21 protein-coding genes and 4 pseudogenes are annotated in these 26,185 nt (G+C 71.7%); 16 read left to right on the top strand and 9 right to left on the bottom strand.

Going from position 1 to position 26,185, the window contains the following annotated elements:
* Positions 1 to 27: 27 nt before the first annotated feature.
* Positions 28 to 924, bottom strand: a complete 897-nt coding sequence (locus QFZ82_RS10170; RefSeq protein ID WP_307712851.1) for a GNAT family N-acetyltransferase — start codon at positions 922 to 924, stop codon at positions 28 to 30.
* 333 nt (positions 925 to 1,257) lie between these two features.
* On the opposite strand from QFZ82_RS10170, the pseudogene QFZ82_RS10165 reads away from it, so the two are divergent.
* Both QFZ82_RS10165 and QFZ82_RS10160 read left to right on the top strand, forming a co-directional pair.
* Positions 1,258 to 1,808 (top strand): annotated as a pseudogene (locus QFZ82_RS10165) (FHA domain-containing protein).
* A gap of 250 nt (positions 1,809 to 2,058) precedes the next feature.
* A complete protein-coding gene (locus tag QFZ82_RS10160) occupies positions 2,059 to 3,009 on the top strand; it encodes a cytochrome P450 (protein WP_307712850.1) in 951 nt (316 codons plus the stop codon).
* Here QFZ82_RS10160 and treY read toward each other — a convergent pair.
* Both treY and glgX read right to left on the bottom strand, forming a co-directional pair.
* Positions 2,966 to 5,428, bottom strand: a complete 2,463-nt coding sequence (treY, locus tag QFZ82_RS10155) for a malto-oligosyltrehalose synthase (RefSeq protein WP_307712849.1) — start codon at positions 5,426 to 5,428, stop codon at positions 2,966 to 2,968. The two genes, QFZ82_RS10160 and treY, sit on opposite strands and share 44 nt — an antisense overlap.
* 114 nt (positions 5,429 to 5,542) lie before the next feature.
* Entirely contained in the window at positions 5,543 to 7,663 is a 2,121-nt protein-coding gene (gene glgX / locus QFZ82_RS10150; protein WP_307712848.1) for a glycogen debranching protein GlgX, read from the bottom strand.
* Positions 7,664 to 7,801: 138 nt separating this feature from the next.
* On the opposite strand from glgX, the gene QFZ82_RS10145 reads away from it, so the two are divergent.
* From QFZ82_RS10145 to QFZ82_RS10130, 4 genes are all read left to right on the top strand, one after another.
* On the top strand, positions 7,802 to 8,638 hold the full coding sequence (locus QFZ82_RS10145) for a Tat pathway signal sequence domain protein (RefSeq protein ID WP_307712847.1): 837 nt from the start codon (positions 7,802 to 7,804) through the stop codon (positions 8,636 to 8,638).
* A 95-nt stretch (positions 8,639 to 8,733) separates the two neighbouring features.
* Positions 8,734 to 10,053, top strand: coding sequence for a copper amine oxidase (locus tag QFZ82_RS10140; RefSeq protein WP_307712846.1), 1,320 nt, complete (start codon positions 8,734 to 8,736; stop codon positions 10,051 to 10,053).
* 100 nt (positions 10,054 to 10,153) lie between these two features.
* Positions 10,154 to 11,389, top strand: a complete 1,236-nt coding sequence (locus QFZ82_RS10135; protein WP_307712845.1) for an SAV2148 family HEPN domain-containing protein — start codon at positions 10,154 to 10,156, stop codon at positions 11,387 to 11,389.
* 98 nt (positions 11,390 to 11,487) lie between these two features.
* Positions 11,488 to 12,213: a 3'-5' exonuclease gene (locus QFZ82_RS10130; protein WP_307712844.1), complete on the top strand. Its 726-nt coding sequence runs from the start codon at positions 11,488 to 11,490 to the stop codon at positions 12,211 to 12,213.
* Positions 12,214 to 12,565: 352 nt separating this feature from the next.
* Here QFZ82_RS10130 and QFZ82_RS10125 read toward each other — a convergent pair whose 3' ends face one another.
* The gene (locus tag QFZ82_RS10125; protein ID WP_307712843.1) at positions 12,566 to 13,426 is read right to left on the bottom strand and encodes a phosphotransferase enzyme family protein; all 861 of its coding nucleotides are present in this window, start codon (positions 13,424 to 13,426) and stop codon (positions 12,566 to 12,568) included.
* Between the two features lie 159 nt (positions 13,427 to 13,585).
* Between QFZ82_RS10125 and QFZ82_RS10120 the strand changes: the two genes are divergently transcribed.
* The 5 genes and pseudogenes from QFZ82_RS10120 to QFZ82_RS10100 form a co-directional block, all read left to right on the top strand.
* A complete protein-coding gene (locus tag QFZ82_RS10120; protein WP_307712842.1) occupies positions 13,586 to 14,491 on the top strand; it encodes a carbohydrate ABC transporter permease in 906 nt (301 codons plus the stop codon).
* Positions 14,488 to 15,330: a carbohydrate ABC transporter permease gene (locus QFZ82_RS10115; RefSeq protein WP_307712841.1), complete on the top strand. Its 843-nt coding sequence runs from the start codon at positions 14,488 to 14,490 to the stop codon at positions 15,328 to 15,330. The genes QFZ82_RS10120 and QFZ82_RS10115 overlap by 4 nt, the downstream gene beginning before the upstream one ends.
* Entirely contained in the window at positions 15,330 to 16,622 is a 1,293-nt protein-coding gene (locus tag QFZ82_RS10110; RefSeq protein WP_307712840.1) for an ABC transporter substrate-binding protein, read from the top strand. Before QFZ82_RS10115 ends, QFZ82_RS10110 begins: the two co-directional genes overlap by 1 nt.
* A gap of 65 nt (positions 16,623 to 16,687) precedes the next feature.
* Positions 16,688 to 16,885 (top strand): annotated as a pseudogene (locus QFZ82_RS10105) (ErmE/ErmH/ErmO/ErmR family 23S rRNA (adenine(2058)-N(6))-methyltransferase); the annotation flags it as partial.
* Positions 16,849 to 17,534: pseudogene (locus QFZ82_RS10100) on the top strand (macrolide family glycosyltransferase); the annotation flags it as partial. The pseudogenes QFZ82_RS10105 and QFZ82_RS10100, both read left to right, overlap by 37 nt.
* On the opposite strand, the pseudogene QFZ82_RS10095 reads toward QFZ82_RS10100, so the two are convergent.
* A pseudogene (locus QFZ82_RS10095) lies at positions 17,478 to 18,373 on the bottom strand (MMPL family transporter); the annotation flags it as partial. The pseudogenes QFZ82_RS10100 and QFZ82_RS10095 sit on opposite strands and share 57 nt — an antisense overlap.
* 355 nt (positions 18,374 to 18,728) lie before the next feature.
* Here QFZ82_RS10095 and QFZ82_RS10090 point away from each other — a divergent pair.
* From QFZ82_RS10090 to QFZ82_RS10070, 5 genes are all read left to right on the top strand, one after another.
* Positions 18,729 to 19,928, top strand: a complete 1,200-nt coding sequence (locus QFZ82_RS10090) for a S8 family peptidase (RefSeq protein WP_307712839.1) — start codon at positions 18,729 to 18,731, stop codon at positions 19,926 to 19,928.
* Positions 19,929 to 20,099: 171 nt separating this feature from the next.
* Positions 20,100 to 20,648 carry a DUF1697 domain-containing protein gene (locus QFZ82_RS10085; protein ID WP_307712838.1) on the top strand — a complete coding sequence of 183 codons (549 nt, stop codon included), beginning with the start codon at positions 20,100 to 20,102 and terminating at the stop codon, positions 20,646 to 20,648.
* Positions 20,641 to 21,039: a nuclear transport factor 2 family protein gene (locus QFZ82_RS10080; protein WP_307712837.1), complete on the top strand. Its 399-nt coding sequence runs from the start codon at positions 20,641 to 20,643 to the stop codon at positions 21,037 to 21,039. The genes QFZ82_RS10085 and QFZ82_RS10080 overlap by 8 nt, the downstream gene beginning before the upstream one ends.
* A gap of 87 nt (positions 21,040 to 21,126) precedes the next feature.
* Complete coding sequence (locus tag QFZ82_RS10075; protein ID WP_307712836.1) at positions 21,127 to 21,771, top strand: DsbA family protein; 645 nt, start codon at positions 21,127 to 21,129, stop codon at positions 21,769 to 21,771.
* Positions 21,772 to 21,830: 59 nt separating this feature from the next.
* Positions 21,831 to 22,427 (top strand): TIGR03086 family metal-binding protein, encoded by a 597-nt coding sequence (locus QFZ82_RS10070; protein WP_307712835.1) that lies wholly within the window; start codon positions 21,831 to 21,833, stop codon positions 22,425 to 22,427.
* Positions 22,428 to 22,430: 3 nt separating this feature from the next.
* Here QFZ82_RS10070 and QFZ82_RS10065 read toward each other — a convergent pair whose 3' ends face one another.
* The 4 genes from QFZ82_RS10065 to QFZ82_RS10050 are packed head-to-tail and all read right to left on the bottom strand — an operon-like array spanning position 22,431 to position 26,084.
* Positions 22,431 to 23,258: a sirohydrochlorin chelatase gene (locus QFZ82_RS10065; RefSeq protein ID WP_307712834.1), complete on the bottom strand. Its 828-nt coding sequence runs from the start codon at positions 23,256 to 23,258 to the stop codon at positions 22,431 to 22,433.
* Between the two features lie 7 nt (positions 23,259 to 23,265).
* Entirely contained in the window at positions 23,266 to 24,162 is an 897-nt protein-coding gene (locus tag QFZ82_RS10060) for an ABC transporter permease (protein ID WP_307712833.1), read from the bottom strand.
* The gene (locus QFZ82_RS10055) at positions 24,149 to 24,937 is read right to left on the bottom strand and encodes an ABC transporter ATP-binding protein (RefSeq protein ID WP_307712832.1); all 789 of its coding nucleotides are present in this window, start codon (positions 24,935 to 24,937) and stop codon (positions 24,149 to 24,151) included. The genes QFZ82_RS10060 and QFZ82_RS10055 overlap by 14 nt, the downstream gene beginning before the upstream one ends.
* A 37-nt stretch (positions 24,938 to 24,974) precedes the next feature.
* Complete coding sequence (locus QFZ82_RS10050) at positions 24,975 to 26,084, bottom strand: aliphatic sulfonate ABC transporter substrate-binding protein (RefSeq protein WP_307712831.1); 1,110 nt, start codon at positions 26,082 to 26,084, stop codon at positions 24,975 to 24,977.
* Positions 26,085 to 26,185 lie beyond the last annotated feature (101 nt).

Raw genomic sequence — 26,185 nt, 5'->3', positions numbered from 1 at the left:
CCCGGCCCCGGACACCCCCGCACACGGTCAGCTCCCCGTGGGGGGAACGAAGTTGATCCGCTCCTTGACCACCGGGTGGCCCGCCTTGACGAAGTGCGCCGCCATCGGGAAGTTCCCCTGGTCGGTGGCGCCCGCGATGAACTCGGCGCCCCGCTCGGCGAGGAAGTGCGTGCACTCCGCGAGCAGGTCGTACGCGTAGCCGCGGCCGCGCTGCTCGGGGACGACGCCGATGAAGCCGATGCAGGGGCCGCCCGGATTGTGTGCCGGGATGTGGATGCCGGCGAGCTCGCCCTCGGGTGTGTGGGCGAGCTGCCACCACTCCCGTGGCGAGGGGCACCAGTGGAAGAAGTCCAGCTCCTCCTGCGCCGCCTGGTCGAGACCGCCCTCGGCGATCGCCCGGAGCGCGTGCGCGTCCAGCGTCACGGAGTGGATGCGCTTGAGCGCCTCGAAGAACACGGAGTCGTCCGGCTCCGGCCGGAACGTGAGGCGGCCCGGCCGCTCGGGCAGACCGTGCGCGGGGGTCCAGCGGTACATGAACCGCTCGACGAGCACGTCGTACCCGGCCGCCTTCGCGGCGCGGACCCGGGCCTCGGCGGCCGGCCGCGCGACCGGGTCGTCCCGCCAGCCGGCGGGCAGGTTGAGCTCCAGCTCGACCTGGAAGGGGGCAGTGCGCAGCAGTTCGGCGCCCGCCTCCTCCTCGCCGACGGCGACGTCGAACCAATTGATGTTCACGGGCGTTTCGTCACCCGGGCCGCCCCACCAGGCGCCCCGGGCCACGACCTTGCCGTCGCGCAGGGCGATCCGCTTCCAGTCGGGTCGGTGGACGGTGCGGGCATGGCCCTCGGCCGCGCCGAGAGGGTCGGGCAGGGTGTCGAAAAGACGGGCGTCGCTCGCGTCGAGCGCGCGGATGACCAGATCGGTCATGAGGAAGTCCTCCGGGATGCGAGGTAGGTGAGGCGCTCCCGGTCAGACACAGAACGCCGGGCGGACGGGGCGGGAGCGCGGGAATCGTGTGAGGTGCACGGCACTCGCCTCCTTCCGTCGTCACGGGCGTCGGTCGCACCCTAGACCAGCCCGCGCGCTCGGGTCCAGCCTTTTCCGGCCGCTTGCGTGCGGCCCAATGCGCCGTGCCCGCAGTCTCGTTGGACCGCACGGTGGCCGGAACGCCACCTTCCGTGCAGGTCAGAGGGGTCACGCCGAACAGCAGAAGACCTGCTCTTCTGGACACCCCGGGCCCTTCGCCCGACAATCTGTCATGTGACGTCCTCCTACGAGTCCCCCACGTATCCCGCACGGCTGTCGGACGCCGAGCGCGAGCGTGTCCTCGATGTGCTCAGAGAGGGCGCGGCCCAGGGCAGGCTGTCGCACGAGACGTTCGTGCACCGGATGGAACTGGTCCTGGCCGCCCGCCGTTCGGAGGAGCTGGACGCCCTCACCGCCGACCTCGTCCACGAGAACAGGTGGGCCCGCCGGATCTACAGCGCGGTCGGCCGGGTCTCGGCGTTCTCCGTCCGGCTGCGCAGGGCCTGGCAGGCGGAGAAGCTGCCCCCGCTGCTGCTGCCCGAGCCGGGTCCGTACCCCTTGCGCATCGGCCGGGACCCGGTCAACGGACTGCGGCTGAGCCACGACACGGTCTCGCGGCTGCACGCCGAACTGAGCCACCAGGGCACTCTGTGGGTCCTGCGCGACCTCGGCTCGACCAACGGCACCACGGTCAACGGCCGCAGGGTGACCGGCGCGATCGTCGTCCAGGACGGCGACATGGTGGGGGCTTCGGCAGCATGAGCTTCCGCCTCACCGCCCGCTGAACGGCGACCCGTTCGCCGTCGCGGTCAGCGGCATGGTTTTCGCGGTCAGGTCGAAGCCGTGGGAGCGCCTGCCCCTCCGTCGGGCGGCCGTGGCTCGGGCCCCGGTGTGGCCGGCCCTCCACCCGAATGGCGTACCCGTCCCGACGTCACCCGTACGGCCCTGCGCCGACTGCGGTGACGGCGGCCCGGTGGTCACCTGAAGGGAGCAGCGGGGCAAGAGACCCGCGGCCGTGACAGGGGAGCGCACACCATGCACGCGGACATACGCCCCACGCCCGAGCCCTCACCGCCCACCGTCTCCTCGCTGCCCTCCGGGACGGGGCGCAGGGCCGGCGCGCTGCTGCCCGGCCTGCCCACGGGGAACGAGCACGAGCTGTACGAGAGCTACCGCCGGCTGCGTGAGGAGCATCCCCTCACCTACGACGCGTCCGTCGGCGCCTGGCTGCTCAGCCGCTACCGCGACGTCGCCACCGCTCTGACCGATCTTCGCTTCACTCACGGCCACCGGCCCGGCGACGCGGGATGCGCCGGGCACCTCGCGCCCGTCCCGCACGCGCTGCGCGAGATCGTCCAGCGCACCGCGTACGTCCTCGCCCGGCGGCTCGCGGGTCGTGAGCAGGTCGACCTGGTGGAGGAGTTCTGCCGGTGGCTGCCGTCCGGGGCCGTCGGGGTACCGGGCAGGACGGCCGGCCGGGCGCTGCTCGCCGGGCGCTGCGTCTCCCAGGTCTCGGTGCGGGAGAAGGCACTCGCCTCGTTCTTCGCCAATGTGCTCGACCAGTCCGACCGGCTGACCGCGCTGCGGGCCGAGCCGCGGCTGATCGCACGGGCCTGGACCGAGTCCCTGCGGCGCGATCCGCCCGTGCTGGTGTTGATCCGCAGGACGGCCGCCGAGGTCACGCTCAGCGGAGGCACGCTGCCGGCGGGCTCGGCCGTCGCCTGCCTGATCGGCTCGGCGGGCCGGGACCCGGAGCGGTTCCGGGAGCCCGACCGGTTCGACATGCTCCGGGGCGATCCCGGCCAGCTCACCTTCGGTCTGGGCGGGTGCCCGGCCGTGGAGCTCGCGGCGGTGGAGGCCGAGTACGGCCTGCGCGCGCTGAGCGAGGCGATGCCGAGGATGCGCTGGGCCGACGGATTCCGGCCGGTCGCCAGTGGCCTGATCACCCGGTCCCCCAAGACGCTGCTGGTCCGTCCGCGCGGCTGAGCAGCGCCACAGGCCGCGCCGCGAACAGGTCGGCCACCGGCACGGGCACCTCACCGGTGAACTCGCGCTCCCCGCCCAGCAGATCGGTCCACCGGCCCGGCGGAAGCGTCAGAGCCGTGCCCCGCCAGCCGCCCTCGCCCTCCAGCCGCATCGAGAGCCGCGTGACGGCCGTGACCACCTCCTCGCCCCTGCGGAACGCGACGCAGTGCCCGGCCGCCGGGCCGGAGGCGGTCAGCGCCTCGTACGCGGCGCGGGCGCCGAACAGGTCCGGGCACGCCCGGCGGAGTCTGAGCACCGTGGCCGTCAGGGCCTCCTTCTCCGCACTCAGACCGCCCTCCGTGTCCGTCGCCGAGCCACACGCCGCGCCGACGGTCAGCGGCTCGGACAACGGAGGGCCGAAACGGGCCGGCGCCCGGTTGTCCGGGTCGACCAGGGCCAGGAATTCGCGCTCCGAGCCCTGGTACACGTCGGGCACGCCCGGCATCGTCAGATGCAGCAGCGCCGCCCCCAGCACGTTCGCCCGCACGTACGGCGCGAGCTGCCGGACGAAGCGGGCCACCGAATGCTGCGGCGAACCGGCCGGTCCGCTGCCCACGAACGCCGACACCGCCTTCTCGTACGCCGGGTCCGACTCCGTCCAGCTCGTGTGCACCCCCGCCTCGCGCACCGCCTTGAGCAGTGCCGCCTCCAGCCGGTCCGCGTCGGGGATGCCGAACCCGACGGCCGTCTGCCAGGCCACCCACGCCAGCTGCGCGTCGGGCGCCCCGCCGCCCCCGGACGGGCTCTCGGCCTCCTCGGTGATCCGCTCCAGGAACCGCGCCCACCGCTCCGGGCACTCGGACAGCACCGCGATGCGCGCCCGCACGTCCGCGCTGCGCTTGGTGTCGTGCGTGGTCAGCACCGTGCCCGTGCCCGCCCAGTCGCGGGCCAGGCGGGCACAGAAGGCGTGGAAGGCCGCGGGCTCCACCGCCGGGCTGCCGGGGTCGCCGCCCACCTCGTTGGCCGAGATCAGCGGCGCGTACCGGTAGAACGCGGTGTCCTCCACCGACTTGGCCCGCAGCGCCGAGGCCGTCTGGGCGAAGCGCGCCCGGAACCGGACGTGGTCCGGCCCGTCACCGAGCCGGCCCAGTGCCAGGTCCCGCACCACGTCCACGGCAGCCGCCTCCTCGGGCACGGCGAACGTGTCCCGCGCCGCCCGCGCCGCGTCCTCGGGGAGCGCGGACTCGGCATCGACCCGGTAGGGCCGGTAGACGGGCACGCGGACCAGCAGCTCACGTACGGCCGCACGCAGCGCCCACGGGGCGTGGTCGCGCAGCCGCGTGTCCTCGGCGCAGATCCGCTCGGCGAGCCGGACGAGCGTCGCGGTCTCGGCTGCCAGCTCGTGCGTCACCACCTCGTAGGCCGCGCGCCGCGCCGTCGCCTCCCACCGTCCGCCGAGGCTGTCGTCCACGTCGGTGAAGTCGCGGTAGACGCCGACCAGTTGGCGCACACCCGCCGGGTCGGTGAACAGGCCGTCGATCCGGCGCAGCGCGTCGTACCCCGTCGTGCCCGCGACGGGCCAGCCGGCCGGAAGCCGCTCGTCGCCGGTGAGGATCTTCTCCACGACGATCCAGCTCCCCCTACGGCCTGGCGGCCGTGGAAGGGGCCCCCAACCGCCGGTCGCCTCGTCGAGCCTGCGCAGATAACCCTCCGGGTCGGCCACCCCGTCCGGATGGTCCACCCGCAGCCCGTCGACGACGCCGTCCCGCACCAGCTCCAGGATCTTGGCGTGGGTCGCGTCGAAGACCTCGGGGTCCTCCACCCGCACCCCGATGAGGTCGGAGACGGTGAAGAACCGCCGGTAGTTGAGCTCGGTACGGGCAAGGCGCCACCACGCGAGGCGGTACCACTGGGCGTCCAGCAGCTCGGGCAGCGGCAGGTGTGCGGTCGACGCGCGCAACGGGAACCGCTGCTCCCCGTGGTGCAGCACCTCCCCTTCGACCCGCAGCTGCGCCAGCTCGCCGCCGATGCGCCCGGGCAGCACCGGCAGCAGCACCTTGCCGTCCCCGGCGGCCCAGTCGATGTCGAACCAGCGGGCGAACGGCGACCGCGGGCCCTCGCGCAGCACCTCCCACAGCGCGCGGTTGTAGCGCGGGACGGCGGCCATGTGGTTCGGCACGATGTCGACGACCAGGCCCAGGCCGTGCTCGCGGGCCGTGTGGGACAGGCGGCGCAGCCCGTCCTCGCCGCCGAGCTCCGCGCGGACACGGCCGTGGTCGACGACGTCGTACCCATGGGTGGACCCAGGCACCGCCTCCAGCACCGGCGACAGGTGCAGGTGGGAGACGCCGAGGTCGGCGAGATACGGAACCGCCGCCTCGGCGGCCGCGAACGGGAAGTCCGGCTGCAGCTGGAGCCGGTAGGTGGCCGTGGGTGTCATGCGAACATACGTACCCGCCCTGAACGCTTCTGTGCCGCCGGTCCCGGCCGTTCGGTCGATCGAGTGATCATCCGCCCGGCCGGGAACTTCCGCGGGTGCCTCCGGCGGCTGCGGCTACGCGGGCCTGCGCAGCACGGTCAGGCTGCGGCCCACCAGAGGCAGCACGTCGCCCGCCGCCACCATCGGCCCCTTGCCGGGCGGAACGCCCTCGCGCCGTGCGGTGTCCACGACGACCTGCCACTCCTCGCCATGATTGACGGGGACGATGAACTCCAGCTCGTCCGCGCTCGCGTTGAACATCAGGAGGAAGGAGTCGTCGGAGATCCGTTCGCCCCGCGGCCCCGGCTCGGAGATGGCGTGACCGTTCAGGAACACGGACAGCGCCTTGGCGTGCGCGGCCTGCCAGTCGCGCTGGACCATCTCGTCCCCCTTCGGCGTGAACCAGGCGATGTCCGTCAGCTCGTCGTGGGTGCCCTCCACCGGACGGCCGTGGAAGAAGCGGCGCCGCCGGAAGACGGGGTGGTCGCGCCGCAGCCACACCATCGTCTTGGTGAAGGTCAGCAGCGAGCTCTCCTCGTCCTCGCCCGGATCGGGCCAGTGCACCCAGGAGATCTCGTTGTCCTGGCAGTAGGCGTTGTTGTTGCCGCCCTGGGTGCGGGCGAACTCGTCGCCGTGGCTGAGCATCGGCACGCCCTGGGAGAGCATCAGCGTCGCGATGAAGTTGCGCATCTGCCGCTCGCGCAGCTCCAGCACGCCGGGGTCGTCCGTCTCGCCCTCGGCCCCGCAGTTCCAGGACCGGTTGTGGCTCTCCCCGTCGCGGTTGTTCTCGCCGTTGGCCTCGTTGTGCTTGCCGTTGTAGGAGACGAGGTCGTGCAGGGTGAAGCCGTCGTGGCAGGTGGTGAAGTTGATCGAGGCCAGCGGCCGGCGGCCGTCGTCCTGGTAGAGGTCCGACGAGCCGGTCAGCCGGGACGCGAACTCGGCCAGCGTACGCGGCTCGCCGCGCCACAGGTCCCGCACACAGTCCCGGTACTTTCCGTTCCACTCGGTCCACAGGGGCGGGAAGTTGCCCACCTGGTAGCCGCCCTCGCCGACGTCCCAGGGCTCCGCGATCAGCTTCACCTGGCTGACCACCGGGTCCTGCTGCACCAGGTCGAAGAACGAGGAGAGCCGGTCGACCTCGTGGAACTGGCGTGCGAGCGTCGCCGCGAGGTCGAAGCGGAAACCGTCGACGTGCATCTCCGTCACCCAGTACCGCAGCGAGTCCATGATCAGCTGCAGTACGTGGGGACTGCGCATGAGCAGGGAGTTCCCGGTGCCGGTGGTGTCCATGTAGTACCGGCGGTCGTCCATCAGCCGGTAGTACGAGGCGTTGTCCAGACCGCGGAAGGACAGGGTAGGGCCCAGGTGGTTGCCCTCCGCGGTGTGGTTGTAGACCACGTCCAGGATGACCTCGATGCCGGCCTGGTGCAGCGCGCGCACGGCCTGCTTGAACTCCAGCACCTGCTCGCCGCGGTCGCCCCAGGAGGCGTAGGAGTTGTGCGGGGCGAAGAAGCCGATGGTGTTGTAGCCCCAGTAGTTGTTCAGCCCCGCGTCCACCAGCCGGTGGTCGTTCACGAACTGGTGCACGGGCATCAATTCGAGCGCCGTCACCCCCAGTTCGGTGAGGTGCGAGATGACGGCCGGATGCGCGAGGCCCGCGTACGTGCCGCGCAGCTCCGGGGGCAGCTCGGGATGGAGCATGGTGAGGCCCTTCACATGGGCCTCGTAGATCACGGTGCGGTGGTAGTCCGTACGCGGCGGGCGGTCGTCGCCCCAGTCGAAGTACGGATTGACCACGACGGACGACATCGTGTGCGGCGCCGAGTCGAGGTCGTTGCGGGAGTCCGGTCTGCCGAAGTGGTAGCCGTAGACCGACTCGTTCCAGTCGATGGACCCGCTGATCGCCCGCGCGTACGGGTCGAGCAGCAGCTTCGCGGAATTGCAGCGCTGCCCGCGGGCGGGCTCGTACGGGCCGTGGACCCGGAAGCCGTAGCGCTGCCCGGGCATCACCCCCGGCAGGTACGCGTGCCGCACGAACGCGTCGGTCTCGCGCAGCTCGACCGCGGTCTCCGAGCCGTCGTCGTGCAGCAGACACAGCTCGATGCGCCGCGCGGCTTCGGAGTGCACCGCGAAATTGGTGCCGGCGCCGTCGTACGTGGCGCCGAGTGGGTACGCCTGTCCCGGCCAGACCTGCATAGATTCGACTCTTCCATTTCTGATCCGGGTGTGGGGGACTACTTGGCGAAGATCCTCCCCCAAAGTGGAGCAACCTCCTAGGACTTCGAACCGTCCTACCGGGTGACCAATGGGGATCCTGGGGGAAAGGGGGGACAAGTGCGCCAATTGGTGCGCCGTCACCTGGGGAAGCTCTTGGCGGGGACCGCCATCGCGGTGACGGGTACGGCCCTGATGGTGGGCATCACCCTGCCGGGCACTGCGGGCGCCGACGACGCGAACGGGGCGGGTGGCCAGGCCCGGGGCCCGGTCGCGGCAGGCCGGGCGGGCGCGGAGGAGGGCGGTGAGGCCGGGAGCGGCTCGGCCGCCGGGTCACGGCCTCCTGCCGTCGCCGTGCCGCGCGAGGGGGAGCGCGGGGTCGGCAGTGACCCGCTGACGCCGGCCGAGCTGAGCCGCGCGGAACAGATCGCGCTGACGCCGGCAGCCCGGTCGGACGGCGAGAACGCGGCGGGCGGCCGTGGTCCTCAGCACCTCGCGACCAATCTCGCGGAACCGCCGCCCTCCGCTCCGGACGCGGCCGTGCGCCGTGCCGAGGTCAGTTTCTACGACTACCGGGCCGACGAGCTCGTGACCTCGACCGTCAACCTCGACACCGGCAAGGCCGAGCGCACGGGCGTCCAGCGGGGCGTCCAGCCGTCGCCGCACCCGGACGAGCTGCGCGAGGCCGTCGCGCTGATCCTGGCCGACCCGCTCGGCTCGGACCTGAAGGCCGACTACCGGCACGCGACCGGCCGGTCCCTGACCTCACCCGATCAGCTCTGGTTCAACGGCGACGTCTACCGCACCCACCGCGAGAAGGACGTGCCCGACGAGCTCGCCCGCTGCGGTGAGCACCGCTGCGTCCGCCTCGTCACCAAGGTCGTGAACGGTCCCTGGATCGAGATCCGGAATCTGATCGTCGACCTGAGCGCCCGGACCGTCGCGCGCGTCGGCTGACCGGCCGCCGCGCCGTTCCGGGCGGCGCGCCTTCCCGCACAACCTGTGCCACCCGTTCCTCCTGTCCGCACGTCCCGGTGAGGGAGTACGTCCAGATGCACGTGAACAGTCCTTCGCGCGTCCGCAGGCGCGGCGCGCTGCTGGCGGCGGCCGCGCTGCTCGGCAGCGTCGGCGCCGCCACCGGCCCGGCCTCCGCCGCTCCCGCCGCGGCGGGCGGCGCCCAGGCCGCCCCCAGGCCGCCGCAGTCCGACTGCAGCGTCGCCTACCGCATCGAGCAGAAGCTCGACGGCGGCACGACCTGGCGGATGTGCTGGCGCTACGACACCGGCCACGGCCTGATCCTCGACAAGATCACCTATCAGCCCAAGGGCGAACGGCGCCCCATACGGGTGCTGAACAGCGCCAAGCTCGCCCAGATACACGTGCCGTACGACGACGGCAACGCGGAGTACGACGACCTCACCGGCGCCGGGTTCGGCTGGGGCCTGCAGAACCTGGCGCCCGGCGAGTGCCCCGGCGGCACGGTCACCAAGGTCAGGGTGCCGGAGATGGGGACGGTCGACGGCCTGTGCACCACCACCCGTTCCCGCGGCCACGCCTACCGGCTCGCCGACGACGAGGGCACGAAGGTCTGGCAGGCCCAGGGCAAGGACCTGCTGGTCTACACGGTCAACAAGGTCGCCTGGTACGAGTACATCACCGAGTGGCGGTTCTCCTCCGACGGCACCGTCTCCGCCAACGTCGGCGCCACGGGCAGCCTGGCGCCCGACTCCTACAACGCCGCCGACGGCCGCGGCTGGCCCATCGGCAAGGGCGCCCGTGACTACGCCACCAGCCACGCCCACAACGTGTTCTGGCGTCTCGACTTCGGCCTGGACGGCGGCAACACGAACCGGGTGGAGCAGTACGACTCGAAGGTCACCGCCCCCACGGGGGACGGCAGCCCGACCGTGAAGACGACCCGGACCCCCGTCACCAAGGAGCTCGCCGGAGACGTCCGCACGATGCGCTGGTGGCGCGTGGTCAGCGCGCGGGGCAAGAACAGGGACGGCCACGCCCGCTCGTACGAGATCGTGCCCGGCCCGTCCAGCAGGCACGAGGGCCGCCCCTTCACCAAGCACGACGTCTACTTCACCCAGAACAGGGCCTGCGAGCAGTTCGCGAGCGACAACATCCTCGACTGCGGGAAGAACGCGCCCACGAGCGTGGACAAATGGGTCAATGGTGAGAACCTTGCCAATCCGATCGCCTGGGTCAACATCGGGTTCCATCACATAGCCCGGGACGAGGACCAGCAGCCCATGCCCGTCCACTGGCAGGGCTTCCAGCTCGCCCCACGGGACGTGACGTCCATGAATCCGCTCACTCCGGCCGATCTCGCCGACCAGAACGGCCACCACGATCACGGGAGTTGAGAAACAACCGGCTCATCCTGCTGCACCGCCTCCCGCTCCCGGAGTAGGCTTCCTTGATCGTTGAAGACGGCGTTCCAGGAAAGCAGAAGGCGGTGCGCGGGTGAGCTCGGGAGGGCTGGAGCTGCCCCCAGGTGACGCGGGTCACGAGGGGGGAGACTCTGCCGAGGTCCCGCCGGGAGCGGTTTCGGTCGCGCGGCCCATGGAGATCGGGGCGGAGCTGGACTGGGGTGCGGAGGCCTGGAGCGAGGTGCGCACGCGCGCCCAGCGCGCAGGCCGCGCCTACATCTGGCTGAATCTGGTCGAACAGCGGCTGCGAGCGGTGGTCGCCGCCGTGCTGCGGCCCATCTACGACCCTGTGCACGGCGAGGACTGGGTCGTCGCGGCGGCCGGACCCGCGGGCCACGAGTGGGTGCAGCGGGCGGTCGCCGTGCGGGAGGTCTCGCGCCGCAAGGGCTACCTGCTGGACCCGGCGGACGACAACGTCCTGTCCTTCCTCACCCTGCCGCAGCTGCGTGAGCTGATGGTGCAGCACTGGCCCTGCTTCGAGCCGTACTTCGACGACCGGCGCGATGTCGAACTGGCGCTGGACGAGCTGGAGGTGGCGCGCAACGTCGTCTCCCGCAACCGGGCGCTGAACGAGGCCGTCCTCGCCCAGGCCGAGCGCGCCTCCGCACGCCTGCTGGAGATACTCGGCAGCGGCGCCGGGGTCCCCTCCGCCGACCGCCTCCCCGTCGACGCCGTCGAGGACCTGGTCGGCGACCGGTACGCGGACGTCGTCTCCGTCCATCCCGACCGGGTCAGGCTCCAGCGCCAGCTGCCGGCCGAGGATCTCTTCGGCGGGGCGCGTCGTCTCGACGCGATCGGCATAGGCCTGAACCTTCTCGTACAGAACTTCTCCGGCCGCCGCCTCGTGAGGCTGGCCGAGTCCGGTTGCCGGGTCCGGCTCCTCTTCCTCAACCCGGCGAGCAGCGCCGTCAAGCGGCGCGAACGGGAACTCGGCATCAAGAAGGGCGAGTTGAGCCGCACCGTGGAGATGAACATCCTCCACATGCGCCGGGTCCGCTCCCGGCTGCGGGACCCGGGCGCCTTCGAGATCCAGGTCTTCGACGAGACCCCCCGCTTCACCGCCTACCTCGTGGACGGCGACGGCCCCGACGGCCTCGCCGTCGTCCAGTCCTACCTGCGCCGCGCCCGCGGCATGGAGGCCCCCGTGCTCGTCCTGCGGGGCGACAGGCGCTCGGTGGTCCGCTCGGGGCAGGACGGCGAGAGCGGACTCTTCCAGACCTACCGCGAGGAGTTCGAGTCGGTGTGGACCGATTCGCGACCCGTGTCCTGATCCTGCCCGATCACGGTCCCCGCCTCGTTGTCAGTGCTGCGTGGGAAGGTGAGGATCCAACGGGGGAAGCACCATCGCACCATGGAGGAGGGGGCATCATGTCCTGGCACGGGGGGCCACTGGCCGGCTTCGATCTGGAGACCACCGGCACCGATCCGCTCGACGCCCGCATCGTGACGGCCGCCGTCGTCGAACTGCACGCGGGGGAGCCGGTGCTGCGCCGCGGCTGGATGGCCGACCCGGGGATACGGATCCCGGAGCAGGCCTCGGCGATCCACGGCATCAGCAATGAGCGCGCGGCGGCGGAGGGCAGGCCGGCTCGCGAGGTGGCCGAAGAGGTCGCCCAGGTGCTCACGGGGTACTGGCTGCGGGGTGTCCCGGTCGTCGCGTACAACGCGGCCTTCGACCTGACGCTGCTCTCGGCCGAGTTGCGCCGGCACAGGCTCGCCTCGTTGAGCGAGCGGCTTGACGGGCGCCCGATAGGCCCGGTCATCGACCCGTACACGATCGACCGTGCCGTCGACCGCTATCGCAAGGGCAAGCGCAATCTCGAGGCGGTCTGCGTCGAGTACGGCGTCGTCCTCGACCGCGCCCACCGCGCGGACGCGGACGCGCTCGCCGCGGTCCTCGTCGCCCGGGCGATAGCCGAGCGCCATCCGTCGGTGGCGCGCCTCGACCCCGGCCTGCTGCACGAGCGCCAGGTGAGCTGGTACGCGCAGTGGGCGGCCGACTTCCAGAGCTTCCTGCGCCGCAAGGGCAGCCCGGAGGCCGTGGTGGACGCCTCCTGGCCGCTGCGCGCCCTCGCCCCGGTGGCGGGGGCCTGAGACCGGGGCTGTCCTGCGGGGGCGGCCTGGGCCGGTCGGAGGCCGGAGTGAGTGGGGCATGGGGGCGAGAGGCCGGGGACCGGCCTGGGGCCTGCGCGACACGGCGGCCTGCCCGGCCCCGGGCGGGGCACCGGGGGCTCGAGTGGCCGGGGCGTTCCGACCGAGGGGTCGGTTCGAGCGCCGGGGCGGCAAAGGCGCCCCGTGCCAAGGGCGTTCGCGCACGGGTCGAACGGGAGGCCGCCGGGCGACGGATGCCTCCGCTGCGCCGGAGACGCGTCCGGGCGGCAGCCGGCCCCGCGTCGAAGGCGTCATGTGCTGGGGAGCTGGCACCTCGTGGCGGCGATCGCTCGGGTCAGAAGGGGTACCAGCGCACCTCAAGGTCGTTGTCGCGCAGTGAGGCCACCCGGCGGCGGAACTCGGCGAGCGCCTTGGGGTTCGCCGGGGCGTGCTGCGCCACCCACGCGCAGCTCGCCGTCTCGCGCGCACCGCGCAGGACCGCGCAGCCGTCCCACTCGCGCACGTCCCAGCCGTAGGCGGCCGTGAACGCGTCGTAGGCGGCCGGGTCGAGGCCGTAGCGGTCGCGGGACAGCGCCATGACCACGAGGTCGTGCTCGCGCAGGTCGAAGGAGACCGTCTCCAGGTCGACCAGCACCGGGCCGTCCGGGCCCACATGGACGTTGCGGGGCAGCGCGTCGCCGTGGATGGGGCCGGGCGGCAGATGCGGCGTCAGCGAGGCCGCCGCCTCGGCGAAGCCGTCACGGCGCTCGCGCAGATACGCGGCGTCGGCGGCGTCGATCGCGTCGCCGGCCAGCCGCAGCCACCGTTCGACCCCGCCCAGCAGATCGCGGCGGGGCAGCGCGAAGGAAGGAGAACCGAGCGCATGGACGCGGACCAGCAGGTGTGCCAGATCGGCCGGTTCCGCCGGGCGCACGGCATCGGGCAGCCGGTGCCAGAGCGTCACCGGGTGGCCGTCGACGAGCCGGGCCTCCGGCTCCGCGGCGCGCACCGCGGGGACACCCGCGTCGGTCAGCCAGGCCGCCACCGCCAGCTCCCGCTCGGCACGCGGCAGAAGCTCGGCGTCCCGGCCGACCTTGACGACGATGCCGCCCGCCGCGAAGACCGCGTTCTCGCCGAGCGCCAGCAGAGCGGCGTCACGGGCGGCGGCCACGAGCCCGGCCGCCGCCAGTACGTCGCGTGCCCGTGTCTCGTCCATCGGTCTCTCCCAGCACTGTGCCTGTCGTGTATCGGGCAAAGTCTCGCATCCGTGCAGGTTGCCTTGACGAACCGACGACCCGTCAGCACGATGACCAGGCCGCCGGGGCGGCGGATCAGTACCCGGTCAGGAGCCGGGCCGCCCGAAGGAGTCGACTACGTGACATCGGCGACCGCAACGGCGCGGTCCGGGAGGAAACCGGCCTTAGGCGCCTGGTTCCTCGTCCTGCCCGCGCTGATCCCCATCCTCGTACTGAGCGTCGGCCCGCTGCTCTACGGCATCGCGCTGGCCCTCACCGACTCGCAGGCGGGCCGCACCGAGCCCACCCAGTGGATCGGGACACTCAACTTCCGGGACCTGCTGCACGACACCCTGTTCTGGGAGTCGTTCCGCATCGGTCTGCTGTGGGCGGTCGGTGTGACCGTCCCGCAGTTCCTCCTCGCCCTCGGTCTCGCCCTGCTGCTCGACCAGCGGCTGCGCCTTCGCTGGCTCGCCCGGGCGCTCGCGATCGTCCCCTGGGCCATGCCCGAGGTCGTCGTCGGCATCATGTGGCGGCTCGCCTACAACCCCGACGCCGGCATCCTCAACGAGACCATCCGCGACCTGGGCCTCGGCGACGGACGCGACTGGCTGACCGGCCTCGCCACCGCGCTGCCCGCCGTGATCGTCGTCGGTGTGTGGGCAGGCATGCCGCAGACCACGGTGGCGCTGCTCGCCGGGCTCCAGAACACCCCGCACGAGCTCCACGAGGCGGCCGCCCTGGACGGAGCGGGCGCCTGGCGCCGGTTTTGCACCGTCACCTGGCCCGCGCTGCGACCCGTCGCGCTCGCCATCACGGCGCTCAACCTCATCTGGAACTTCAACGCATTCGCCCTGGTGTACGTGCTGACCAACGGAGGACCGGGCGGACGGACCCGGCTGCCCATGCTGTTCGCCTACGAAGAGGCCTTCCGCTACGGCCAGTTCGGCTATGCGGCCGCCATGGGCTGCGTCATGGTCGCCGTCATCTCGGTGATGCTCGCCTTCTACCTCGTGGGACGGCTCAAGGGAGGCGACGAGAAATGAGCGCGCTGCGCGCCAGCAGGGCCGGACGTGCCGGGCAGTACGTCGCGCTGGTCTGCTATCTGGTCTTCCTCGCCTTCCCGTTCCTGTGGCTGGTCTCCACCGCGTTCAAGCCGGCGCGGGAACTGGGCTCCCTGCACCCCACCTGGATCCCCGAGCAGCCGACCCTCGACAACTTCCGGCAGGCCTTCGACGAACAGCCCCTGCTCCAGGCGGCGGGCAACAGTCTGCTCGCGGCCCTCGCCGCCGCCCTGACCGCCGTCGTCATCGCGACCCCCATGGCGTACGTGATGGCCCGCCACCGCGGCAGGCTGACCACCGCGGCCACCGGATGGGTCGTGGTCAGCCAGGCGTTCCCGTTCGTCCTGGTGATCATCCCGCTGTTCCTGATCCTCAAGAACCTGCATCTGATCAACACCCTCTTCGGGCTGATCACGGTCTATGTCGTCTGGTCGCTGCCGTTCGCGCTGTGGATGCTCGTCGGCTATGTGCGGGCCGTGCCGGCCGAGTTGGAGGAGGCCGCGGCCGTGGACGGCGCCGGCCGGCTGCGGACGCTGGTCTCGGTGACCGCCCCGCTGCTCGCGCCCGGGATCGTCGCCACCGCGCTCTTCGCGTTCATCACCGCGTGGAACGAGTTCTTCTTCGCGCTCGTCCTGCTCAAGACCCCGGAGAAGCAGACCTTGCCGGTCGTCCTCACACACTTCCTCGGCGCGGAGGGCGTCGCCGACCTCGGGCCGCTCGCGGCGGCCGCGTTCCTCGCGACGCTCCCCTCGCTCGTCATCTTCGCGATCATTCAGAAGCGGATCACAGGCGGCATGCTGGCCGGGGCGGTGAAGAACTGATGCGCGCACGACTGTTGCCCGCGGCCGTCGCCGCCCTCGCCCTGCTGCTCACCGGCTGCGGCGGGGACGGAGACCGCGCCGACGGAAAGATCAGGCTCCGTTTCCAGTCCCTGGCGTGGCAGAAGGAGTCCGTCGACGCCAACAAGGAACTGGTGAAGGAGTGGAACGAGGCCCACCCCGACATCCAGGTCGAGTACGTCCAGGGCAGCTGGGACAGCGTGCACGACCAGTTGCTCACCTCGTTCGAGGGCGGCGAGGCGCCGGACATCATCCACGACGCCTCCGACGACCTCGCGGACTTCGCGTACGGCGGCTACCTCGCCGACCTGACCGATCTGCTGCCCGAGCGCCTCAAGGCCGACATCCCGCGGCAGAGCTGGCGGACGACCACCTTCGGCGACGGCGTCTACGGCGTGCCGTTCCTCCAGGAGCCCCGCGTCCTCATCGCCAACAAGAAGATCCTGGACGCATCCGGCGTCCGCGTCCCGACGGCCGGGCGGCCGTGGAGCTGGGAGGAGTTCCGGCAGGTGACGAAGGACCTGACCGAGCACATGGGGGAGGGGAAGTACGGCATAGCCTGGCCGCTCAAGGAGCCGGTGTCCGTGACGCTCAACCTCGGCCTGTCCGCGGGCGGGCAGCTGTTCCACCGCGGGGACGACGGCAAGGTCACCGTCCGGTTCACCGAGGGGGACGCGGTGGTCCCCCGGACCGTCCACGACCAGGTCAATGTCGACAGGAGCGCCTCGCGCAGCACGCTGGGCACGGGCGGTTCGGACACCCTGCCCGGCCTCTTCGGCGGCAAGTACGCCATGGTTCCGCTCGGGTTCTCCTACCGGCAGCAGATCGTCCAGCAGGCACCCGAGGGATTCGAGTGGACGGTGCTTCCCCCGCCCGCCGGGCCAGGCGGGCCGGCGCAGGGCGTGAGCCCGCAGACCTTGTCGGTCGCCGAGGACAGTCCGTACAAGAAGGAGGCGGCGCGGTTCATCGACTTCATGCTCCAGCCGCGGAACATGGTGCGGCTGGCCCGGGGCGACTGGATGCTGCCGACGGGGACCGAGGCGCTCGACGACCCGGCCCTGCACACGGACAAGGACGGCTGGGCCACGGGCGCCGAGCTCGCCCGGCATCTCCGGTCGGCCCCGGCGCAGTCGGTGCGCGGGTATCCGGAGTGGAAGGACAAGGTCGCGACCCCGGCGTACCAGGAGTACTACAGCGGAGCGATCGACGCCGACGAGCTGCGCGCACGGCTGGTCGAGGACGGCAATCTGGTGCTGGCCCGGTATCAGCGCTGAACACGGTGCCGGCCCGGCCGGCGGCACCGGTCCGGCACCACGCGCCGTGCGCCCTCGGCTCCCGGCGGTTCGCCGGTCTGCCCCATGTGCGGATCGAGGGCCGGGACTTCCTCTCCGTGCGCCCGCCGGGCGAACCCTTCGCGGTCGTCGGCAACGTCCCCTTCTCCCGTACGTCCGCCGTCGTCGACTGGTGCCTGCGGGCGCCGGCGCTGACGGACGCGACCGGCTCGCGGAGAACGGGATCACGACGCATCCGGACCGGTTCGTCGGCCGGCCGCGCCGCAGTGTCGTCCTGATCCCGCGTGCCCTCCAGCCGAACGCCGACCGGGTCGACGAGTCCGTGTACTCCTTCGTCGGCGCGTGCCACGGGGACCGCCGGGACCAGGGGGAGTGGCAGCGGCCGGCGGACGCGGAGAAGGTGGTGCTCGTGTCGCTGGGGTCGACGTTCACCAAGCAGCCGGCCTTCTACCGCGAATGCGTCAAGGCCTTCGGGGACCTTCCCGGGTGGCACCTGGTGCTGCAGATCGGCCGGTACGTCGACGTGGCGGAGCTCGGCGAGCTGCCGTCGAACGTAGAGGTCCACAGCTGGGTGCCGCAGCTGTCCGTGCTGCGTCAGGCGGACGCGTTCGTCACCCACGCGGGCGCGGGCGGCAGCCAGGAGGGCCTGGCCACCGGGACGCCGATGGTCGCGGTCCCGCAGGCGGTGGACCAGTTCGGCAACGCGGACATGCTGGTCGGGCTGGGGGTGGCGCGCCGCCTCTCGACGGAGGAGGCGACGGCGCACGACCTGCGGGAGGCGGTGCTGTCGCTGGTGTCCGACCCGGAGGTGGGGGAGCGCCTGGCGCGGATCCGGGAGCCGTCGACCTCGCCCAGGGTGGCGGGACGCACCGTGTCGCGCAGCACTTCCAGGCTCTCGGCCCGGTCCTGGTCGGAGCCGCCCACCAGGGGGACGTAGACGAACGCGATGTTCTGCTCCTTGTGCGTGACGACCTCGACCGGGCCCTGGGACGCACCCGAACTCACCGCCTGCGCACCGAAGTCGCCGAACTCCTGGTCCAGGGTGAAGTTCTGCGTCTTCCTCCCGACCGCGGGCAGCGCGACCGCGACAGTGCACCCGCCGCGACCAGGAACGACACCAGCGGGCGGCGGAGCACCCCGCCGAGCACCGCCGTCCACACCCGGCTGCCGCCGTCTCCCCTCGCGTCCCGCTTCAGACGGCGCAGGAACGGCACGCGGCCCTTCTCCACCCGCTCGCCGAGCAGGGGCAGCAGCGCGGGCAGCACGGTCACGGACCCCACCATCGCGACCGCCACCACGATCAGCGACGCCAGGCCCATCGACTCGAACTCCCCGATCCCGGTGAAGAGCATGCCGGCCATCGCGACGCACACGGTCACGCCCGAGACCACCACGGCACGGCCGCTGGTCGCCGCCGCGATCAGGATCGCGGTGCGGCCGTCACGGCCCGCGGCCCGCTCCTCGCGTTCTCGCCGCAGGTAGAACAGGCAGTAGTCGACGCCGACCGCGAGACCGACCAGCAGCATCACGGAGTTCGCCGTGTCGCTCATCGGCATAACCTGGCTCACGACGCCCATCAGGCCCATCGTCGCCATGATCGCCGTGATGGCCAGCAGCACCGGCAGGAGTGCCGCGACCAGGGCGCCGAAGGCGATGAGCAGGATGCCGAGCGCGACCGGCACCGCGGAGAACTCGGCCCGCTGGAAGTCGTCGCCGAACGCCCCCTCGTGCGTCGTTCACCGCCGGCCGCGGAGCCCGCCGCCGTGTCCGTTTCGAAGCTAAGGGCGTAATCAGGTCGTCTCGTCCTGCCGGCCGACGAGGGCGACCGGCAATGCCCTCCTCCTTCAGAAGGGGGCACATCCCCGACATGGAGGATCGAAGTCCCTTACATCTACCGGGGTTTGAGCCAGCGGTCCGACTTGTGAGGCCCTGGCCGATTTCTTATTACGAAACCTTGTTGAGTAAGTCACAGGTACATGAAGGTCTTGATCTGCGCGCGTCAATCGGTCAGGGTTTCGAGCCAGCCCCCGGATTTTTTACGGCCGCGGGCCAATCCCCCCACAAATGATGACGAGGAGACCCCTCTTCATGGCAACTCACAAGCGATCCCACCGGATGAAGCTCACCGCGGCCATCACGGCCGTCGCGGCAGCAGCCGGAGTCACGCTTCTCGGTACGTCCTTCGCCGGCGCCGCGGCACCCGCCGAGGGCAAGATCTACGGCGCGAACGCCGAAGGCGCCGTCGCGGGCAGCTACATCGTGATGCTCGACCAGAAGGCCGACAAGAAGGAGCTGGCCGAGGAGTACGGCGGCACACTGAAGCGCAACTACAGCTCCGCCATCAACGGCTTCTCGGCCAGCGGCCTTTCGGAGACCGAGGCCAAGCGCCTCGCCGCCGACCCGGCCGTCGCCAAGGTCGTGCAGAACAAGAAGTTCACGATCAACGCGGACCAGCAGAACCCGCCGTCCTGGGGCCTGGACCGCGTCGACCAGGCCGACACCGCCGGTGACAGCAAGTACACCTACCCGGACACCGCCGGCGAAGGCGTCACCGCGTACGTGATCGACACCGGAGTCCGTATCTCGCACAAGGACTTCGAGGGCCGCGCCACGCACGGCTTCGACGCCGTCGACAACGACGACAGCGCCGACGACGGCAACGGACACGGCACACACGTCGCCGGGACCATAGCCGGTGCCGCGCACGGTGTCGCCAAGAAGGCGAAGATCGTCGCCGTCCGCGTCCTCGACGACAACGGCTCCGGCACCACGGAGCAGGTCGTCGCCGGCATCGACTGGGTCACCCAGAACCACCAGGGCCCCTCTGTCGCCAATATGAGCCTCGGCGGCGGCGCCGACGAGGCCCTCGACGAGGCCGTCCGCAAGGCGATCACCGCCGGTGTCACCTTCGGCGTCGCGGCGGGCAACGAGTCCAGCGACGCGGGCCAGGGTTCCCCGGCCCGCGTCCAGGAGGCCATCACGGTCGCCTCGTCCACGAAGGACGACGCCCAGTCGGACTTCTCCAACTTCGGCGAGATCGTGGACATCTACGCGCCGGGCTCGGACATCACGTCCGCCTGGAACGACAGCGACGAGGGCACCAAGACCATCTCCGGCACGTCGATGGCGACCCCGCACGTCGTCGGCGCCGCCGCGGTCTACCTCGCCGGACACCAGGACGCCACCCCGGCGGACGTCGCCAAGGCGCTCACCGACGGCGCCACGCCCGACAAGATCACCAACCCGTCCTCCGGCACGCCGAACAAGCTGCTGAAGGTCGTCGAGTGACCGAGGGTCCTTCCTCCGCTCGCACCTGACGCGGAGGAGGGCCCCTGGGGGGTGCCGTCCGGGCCGGTCTTCCGCCGCAGCCCGGCGGCACCCCTGCGGCGCGTGCGCCGCCGAGCCGGCGGCCCCCGTGCCCTCCCCCACGGGGCGCGGCGGCCGCCTTATCGTTTGGCCATGACGAAGAGGTACGCGGCCCTGCTGCGCGGAATCAACGTGGGCGGCAAGAAGAAGGTCCCCATGCCCGAACTCCGGTCCCTGCTCGCCGAGTTGGGGCACCGCGACATCGCCACGTACCTGCAGAGCGGCAACGCGGTCTTCAGCAGCGCGGCGGGCGACGAGCGGACGCTCGCCGCCGGGATCGAGGAAGCCGTCGAGCAGACCTTCGGCTTCCGGGTCGACACCCTGGTGCGCGGCGGCGCGTACCTGTGGGCGGTCGCCGACGCCTGCCCCTTCCCCGCTCACACGCTCCAGGGCAGGCAACTGCACGTGACCTTCCTCTCCGAGCGGCTCCCGCCCGAGCGGCTGGCGTCCGTCGACGCCGCGGCCCTCCTGCCGGAGGAGTTCCGGCTCGGCGACCGGGCGATGTACCTGTACACGCCGGAGGGCCTCGGCCGCTCCAAACTCGCCGAACTGCTGGGCAGACCGAGCCTGTTCAAGGGCGTCGTCGCGACCAGCCGCAACTGGAACACCGTCGTCAAGCTGGTGGAGATGACCCGTGACTGAACCCGCGACCGATGCCGTGAACGCCGCGATGGAGGCGGAGTTCCGGCTGCTCGACCCGGTGGTGCGGTCCAGCCCCGACCTGCTCGCGCGGCTCCTCCACCCCGACTACGAGGAGTTCGGCACCTCGGGCCGGCTCTGGGACCGCGAGTCGATCGTGTCCGCGCTGCGGGCAGGGGGCGCGCCCTCGCCACGGCCGATCACCACCTCCCGCATGAGGGGCGTGCAGCTCGCGGCCGGCGTCGTGCACCTGACCTTCGACACCGAGTCGGGCGGCCATCGAGCCCACCGCAGCTCGATCTGGCGGCTGACCGGCGGCGACTGGCTGCTCTACTTCCACCAGGGCACACGCTTCGCGGAGACCGGAGCCCCGTCGCCCCTCGCGGCGCAGTGAGCCGCGGCCCCCGCGCCGGGATGGCCCACGGGAACGGATGGCGAATGGCCCGTGGGGGAGTGCCAATCCCTGGCTAGTGTCGGCGGCATGGACAGCGCGCAGCACACCGACCGCCCGACCGGCTCCGAGAAGACCGTCGTTGACTTCTACTTCGACCCGGTCTGCCCCTTCGCCTGGATCACCTCCCGCTGGATCCTCGAGGTCGAGCGAGAGCGCGCTCTCGACCTCCGCTTCCGTCTGATGAGCCTGTACCTGCACAACATCGGCAACGAACTGCCCGACTGGTACCGCGATCTCGTGGACCGCTCCGTCGGCCCGGTGCGCGTCCTCGCGGCCGCCGCCCGGCAGCACGGGGACGGCGTGCTGCGCGACCTCTACACCGCACTCGGCACCCGGATCCACCGGGACCGGAACGAGGACTTCGACGCGGTCGTCGCCGAGTCCCTGGCCGAGCTCGGCCTGCCCGCCGTACTGGCCGATGCCGCGCACGACCCGTCGTACGACGACGAGGTGCGCGCCAGCCACGACACCGGCAAGGACCCCGCCGCCGGCGGGTACGTGGGCACGCCCACTCTGCACGTCGACGGCACCGTCTGGTTCGGCCCGGTCCTCAACTCGATTCCGCGGGGCGAGGAGGCCGTCGCGCTCTTCGACAGCTTCCGGGTGCTCGCGGGCCACCCCGACCTCTTCGAACTCAAGCGCGCCCGCACCGGCAGCCTCGCCTTCGACTGACCGCGGCGCTGTCGCCTTTCTTCAAGACCCGCCCACCGGGCGCGGCGCAGGATGCGGGCATGGACAAGGACACCGTGTACCCGTACCTGTCGGAATGCGCCGCCGAGGCCGCACGTGTCGCCCGGGGCGCCGCCGCGAGCGGGCTCGCCGGGCCGACGCCGTGCGCCGACTGGGACGTCAGGACGCTCGTCGGCCATCTCGTGCTCTACACGTCCCACGGGCTCGAACACCGCGCCCTGCGCAAGCAGTTGCCCGACGAGCTCACCGGCCGCGACTTCACGGCGGACGCCGACTGGGCCCTGAGATACGCCGAGCAGCTGGAGCGCGCCCTCGCCGCATGGTCGGATCCGGCGGTGTGGCAGGGCGAGGTGGACCTCGGCTTCACGAGCATGCCGGCCGGCGAGATCGCCTCGCTGATCGCCAAGGAACTGGCCGTGCACGGCTGGGACCTGGCCCGCGCCACCGGGCAGGAGTACCGCGTTTCCCAGGCGGCGGGCGCATTCGTCCTGGGTGTCGTGGAAGCCCACGCCGAGGTCTACCGGCAGTACGACGGCTTCGCCGCGCCCGTCACGGCGGACGTGTCGGCGACGGCGTTCGAACGGGCTTTGGCGGCGGCGGGCCGCGACCCCCGCTGGACCGCGCCCGTCACCGCGTGACCGTTACGCGGTGAACGCCAGTGCCCGCTGCTGCGCCCGCGCCTCGTCGTAGCGGGTCAGCAGCAGACGGGCCAGCTCCGGCCCGGGGCCCAGCACATCGGCCAGCACGTCCGCGTCCCGCGCGCCCTCCGCGATGCGGTCCGGCAGGCGCCCGGGGGCGATCACGTACGGCGCGACCGCCACCCGGCGCACGCCGCGGGCGCGCAGCTCGCGCACGGCGTCCTCGGTACGGGGGAAGCCGCCGGCAGAAACAGCGGAGGCGAACGCAGGTCGCACGGCGCACCAACCGGTGTGCCGCAGCTCCCGCGCTGCCTGGTCGATCACTGCGATCGCCTCCGGGTCCGTGGAGCCCGCCGACGCCAGCACCAGGCCGGTCGAGCCCTTGTCGGCGGGGCCGAGCCCCGCCTCGTACAGCCGCCGCTGGACGGCGGACAGCAGCAGCGGCGAGGGGCCGAGCACCTCGGCCTGCCGTATGCGCAGCGACGCGGGAGCCTCGCGCAGGACGGCGGGGATGTCGGCCTTCGCGTGGAAGGCACGCGTCAGCAGCAGCGGCAGCGCCACCACCTCGCGGGCGTCCTCGGCGGCCAGGCGCTCCAGCACGCCCGTCACCGAAGGCAGATTGAAGTCCAGGAATCCCACCTCGACGCGCAGCCCCGGCCGCAGCGACCGCACGCGCCGGACGAGGGAGTGCACCGTCGCGGCATGGCGCGGGTCGCGGCTGCCGTGGGCGATCACCAGAAGGACGGGCGCGTTGGGGGCACCCCCGGACGGAGTCCGGGGGAGCTTCCTCGAAAGGGCGGCGGCGGGCGACGGGAGGGCGGGGCTGCGCATCGTGGACTCAGCTCCTGACGAGGAGACCGCGGCTGCGCAGCACCCACCGCTCCAGCGGACTGAAGATCAGCAGGTCGATCGCGATACCGACGATCAGGATCAGGAGGATGGCGAGGAACACGCCGGCCATGTCGGCGTTGTTGCGCCCGTTCTCCAGCAACTGGCCGAGGCCCAGGCCCAGATCGGGGGAGGACGCGATGATCTCCGCGGCCATCAGCGACCGCCACGAGAACGCCCAGCCCTGCTTCAGGCCCGCCACGTAACCGGGCAGCGCCGCCGGCATCACGATGTGCCAGGTGCCCTTCAGCCCGGTCGCGCCGAGCGTGCGGCCCGCCCGCAGGAACAGCGGCGGCACCTGGTCCACACCCGACACCAGGCCGTTCGCGATCGAGGGGACGGCGCCCAGCAGGATCACGGCGAACATCATCGAGTCGTTCAGACCCAGCCAGATCACGGCGGGCGGCACCCATGCCACCGACGGCAGCGACTGCAGCCCGGACAGGATCGGCCCGATCGCGGCGCGGACGAACTTCACCCGGGCGACCAGCAGGCCGAGCGGCGTTCCGATCGCCAGTGCCATCAGGAAGCCCAGCAGACCGCGGGACACGCTGGTCCAGACGACGTCGAGCAGCGTGCCCTGCAGCCACATCTCGGACACGCTGTCCCAGACCGCGGACGGTGCGGGCAGCTTGTAGTCCTCCGTGACCTCCGCCCAGACCAGCAGCTGCCACACCACGAGCACCAGGGCGACGGCGGTCAGCGGCGGCAACACCTTCCGCAGCAGCACCTCGCGCACCGGCGTACGGCTGACCTGCACCGCGTCCAGCGCGTCGAGACCGGCCTCCAGCCCCGCGAGGTCGTCGTTCTTGACCGTGGCCTTCGCGGTCGTGTCAGTGCTGGCCATGTCGGCGGATCTCCCCACGCAGTTCTTCGGTGATCTCGACGGACAGCTCCGCCACCGCGGAGTCCTCGATGCGCCGCGGCTGATCGATGTCCACGGTCCACTCACGGGCGATACGACCCGGCCGCGACGACAGCAGCACCACGCGCTGCGCGAGCCGCACCGCCTCGCGGACGTTGTGCGTCACGAACAGCACCGACACGTTCGTCTCCCGCCAGATGCGGGTCAGCTCGTCGTGCAGCACGTCGCGCGTGATGGCGTCCAGCGCCGCGAACGGCTCGTCCATCAGCAGCAGCTGGCTGTCCTGTGCCAGCGCGCGAGCCATCGCGACCCGCTGCCGCATACCGCCCGACAGTTCGTGCACCCGCTTGCCGTACGCGCCGCCGAGCCGCACCAGCTCCAGCAACCGCTCCGCCTCGGGGCGGCGCCGCGACTTCGCCACGCCGCGCAGGCGCAGCGCCAGTTCGATGTTCTTGCCCGCGCTCAGCCACGGGAACAGCGCATGCTCCTGGAACATCAGGGCGGGCCGGCCGCCGGGGGTCTCGATGGACCCCGCCGTCGGCCGGTCGAGCCCCGCGACCAGGTTGAGCAGCGTCGACTTGCCGCAGCCCGAGGCCCCCAGGAGGGTGACGAACTCGCCGGGAGCGACATCGAGCGTGATGTCGTCCAGGACGAGCTGGGTGCCGGCGGGCCCGGCGAAGGACTTGGAGACATGCCCGATCCGGGCCGCGTACTCGGTGCGCACGCGGTCGTCGGCCTTGGCGATGGCAGTGGCCATGGTCGTCACCTCCTGGGAACTCGGCTGATTGCGGTGGTTACTTGACGCCGAGCCCGGCGTCGGCGACCGCGGGCTTGCCCTCGGCCCGAAGGACGTTGTTCAGCGGCCGCAGGTCGTAGATGCCGACGAGGTCGGGCTGCTCCAGCAGACCGGCCTTCACCGCGTGGCGGGCCTGCGTGTCGAGCGTCGCGGCCAGCGGGTCGTCGGTGAACCGGATCGACGGCCACGCGGGGTCGATCACCTTCGGCGGCAGCGCCTTGCCGGTGAGCTCCTGGAGCTTGGCGTTGGCGGACGCCTTCGCCTTGTCCGGGTTGGCGTTGATCCACTCGTTGGTCCTCACCGTGCCGCGCAGGACGGCCTCGACGACGTCCGGGTGCTCCGCGAGAAACTTCTGCGACACGATCACGTTCGTGATGACGAACTTCTTGTCGGGCCACAGCGTCGACTCGTCGAGCAGCACCTTCGCCCCGTCGCTGACCAGCTTCGACGCGGTCGGTTCCGGTACCCACGCGCCGTCGATGGAGCCGGACAGATAGGCGTTCGGCGTGACCTTGTTCTCCGTGCGGACCACGGAGACGTCGCCCTCGCCGCTCTGCGGGTCGACCTTCCAGCCCTTCTCGGAGATCCAGTTGAGGAACGCCACGTCCTGGGTGTTGCCGTGCTGCGGGGTGGCGATCCTCTTGCCCTTGACGTCGTCCAGGGTCTTGATCTTCTTCGGGTTCACGACCAGCTTGACGCCGCCGGAGGCCGAGCCGCCGACGATCCGCAGGCTCTTGCCGTGGGACTTCACGTAGCCGTTGACCGCGGGCGAGGGGCCGATGAAGCCGATGTCGATCGAACCGGCGTTGAGCGCCTCGATCTCGGACGGACCGGCGTTGAAGGTCGACGTCGACAGCTTCGTGCCGCCGAGCTCCTTCTGGATGATGCCCTCCTGGTCGCCGACCAGGGCGGTCGCGTGCGTCAGGTTGGGGAAGTACCCGACCTTGACGGTGTCCAGACCGTCGATCTTCTCTCCCTTGGCGGCGGGAGCGACCTTGTCGTCCTTGGCCTGGGAGCCGTAGCCGCAGGCGGTGAGGGCGACGGCGAGGAGCGGCAGGGCGGCCGCGGCGGCGAGGCTGCGGCGGGCTGTGGTGCGGGTGGCTGGCACGGGAGGCTGTCCTCTCGTTGGCCCGGTCGGCGCGTCGGTTCAGGTGGGACGCGGCCGGGTCGTCGGCGGTCTTCGTCGGTGCTGGGTGCGGGGGGTGCGGG

The organism is Streptomyces sp. V4I23, assembly GCF_030817975.1.
Taxonomy (GTDB): Bacteria; Actinomycetota; Actinomycetes; order Streptomycetales; family Streptomycetaceae; genus Streptomyces.
This window is presented reverse-complemented; position numbering and strand designations above follow the sequence as displayed.

Bases quoted from the DNA above. Each gene is read 5' to 3' on its own strand.
- QFZ82_RS10170 (WP_307712851.1), bottom strand. From the start codon at position 924: ATGACCGATCTGGTCATCCGCGCGCTCGACGCGAGCGACGCCCGTCTT.
- QFZ82_RS10160 (WP_307712850.1), top strand. From the start codon at position 2,059: ATGCACGCGGACATACGCCCCACGCCCGAGCCCTCACCGCCCACCGTC.
- treY (WP_307712849.1), bottom strand. From the start codon at position 5,428: ATGACACCCACGGCCACCTACCGGCTCCAGCTGCAGCCGGACTTCCCG.
- glgX (WP_307712848.1), bottom strand. From the start codon at position 7,663: ATGCAGGTCTGGCCGGGACAGGCGTACCCACTCGGCGCCACGTACGAC.
- QFZ82_RS10140 (WP_307712846.1), top strand. From the start codon at position 8,734: ATGCACGTGAACAGTCCTTCGCGCGTCCGCAGGCGCGGCGCGCTGCTG.
- QFZ82_RS10130 (WP_307712844.1), top strand. From the start codon at position 11,488: ATGTCCTGGCACGGGGGGCCACTGGCCGGCTTCGATCTGGAGACCACC.
- QFZ82_RS10125 (WP_307712843.1), bottom strand. From the start codon at position 13,426: ATGGACGAGACACGGGCACGCGACGTACTGGCGGCGGCCGGGCTCGTG.
- QFZ82_RS10115 (WP_307712841.1), top strand. From the start codon at position 14,488: ATGAGCGCGCTGCGCGCCAGCAGGGCCGGACGTGCCGGGCAGTACGTC.
- QFZ82_RS10110 (WP_307712840.1), top strand. From the start codon at position 15,330: ATGCGCGCACGACTGTTGCCCGCGGCCGTCGCCGCCCTCGCCCTGCTG.
- QFZ82_RS10090 (WP_307712839.1), top strand. From the start codon at position 18,729: ATGGCAACTCACAAGCGATCCCACCGGATGAAGCTCACCGCGGCCATC.
- QFZ82_RS10085 (WP_307712838.1), top strand. From the start codon at position 20,100: ATGACGAAGAGGTACGCGGCCCTGCTGCGCGGAATCAACGTGGGCGGC.
- QFZ82_RS10075 (WP_307712836.1), top strand. From the start codon at position 21,127: ATGGACAGCGCGCAGCACACCGACCGCCCGACCGGCTCCGAGAAGACC.
- QFZ82_RS10070 (WP_307712835.1), top strand. From the start codon at position 21,831: ATGGACAAGGACACCGTGTACCCGTACCTGTCGGAATGCGCCGCCGAG.
- QFZ82_RS10065 (WP_307712834.1), bottom strand. From the start codon at position 23,258: ATGCGCAGCCCCGCCCTCCCGTCGCCCGCCGCCGCCCTTTCGAGGAAG.
- QFZ82_RS10060 (WP_307712833.1), bottom strand. From the start codon at position 24,162: ATGGCCAGCACTGACACGACCGCGAAGGCCACGGTCAAGAACGACGAC.
- QFZ82_RS10055 (WP_307712832.1), bottom strand. From the start codon at position 24,937: ATGGCCACTGCCATCGCCAAGGCCGACGACCGCGTGCGCACCGAGTAC.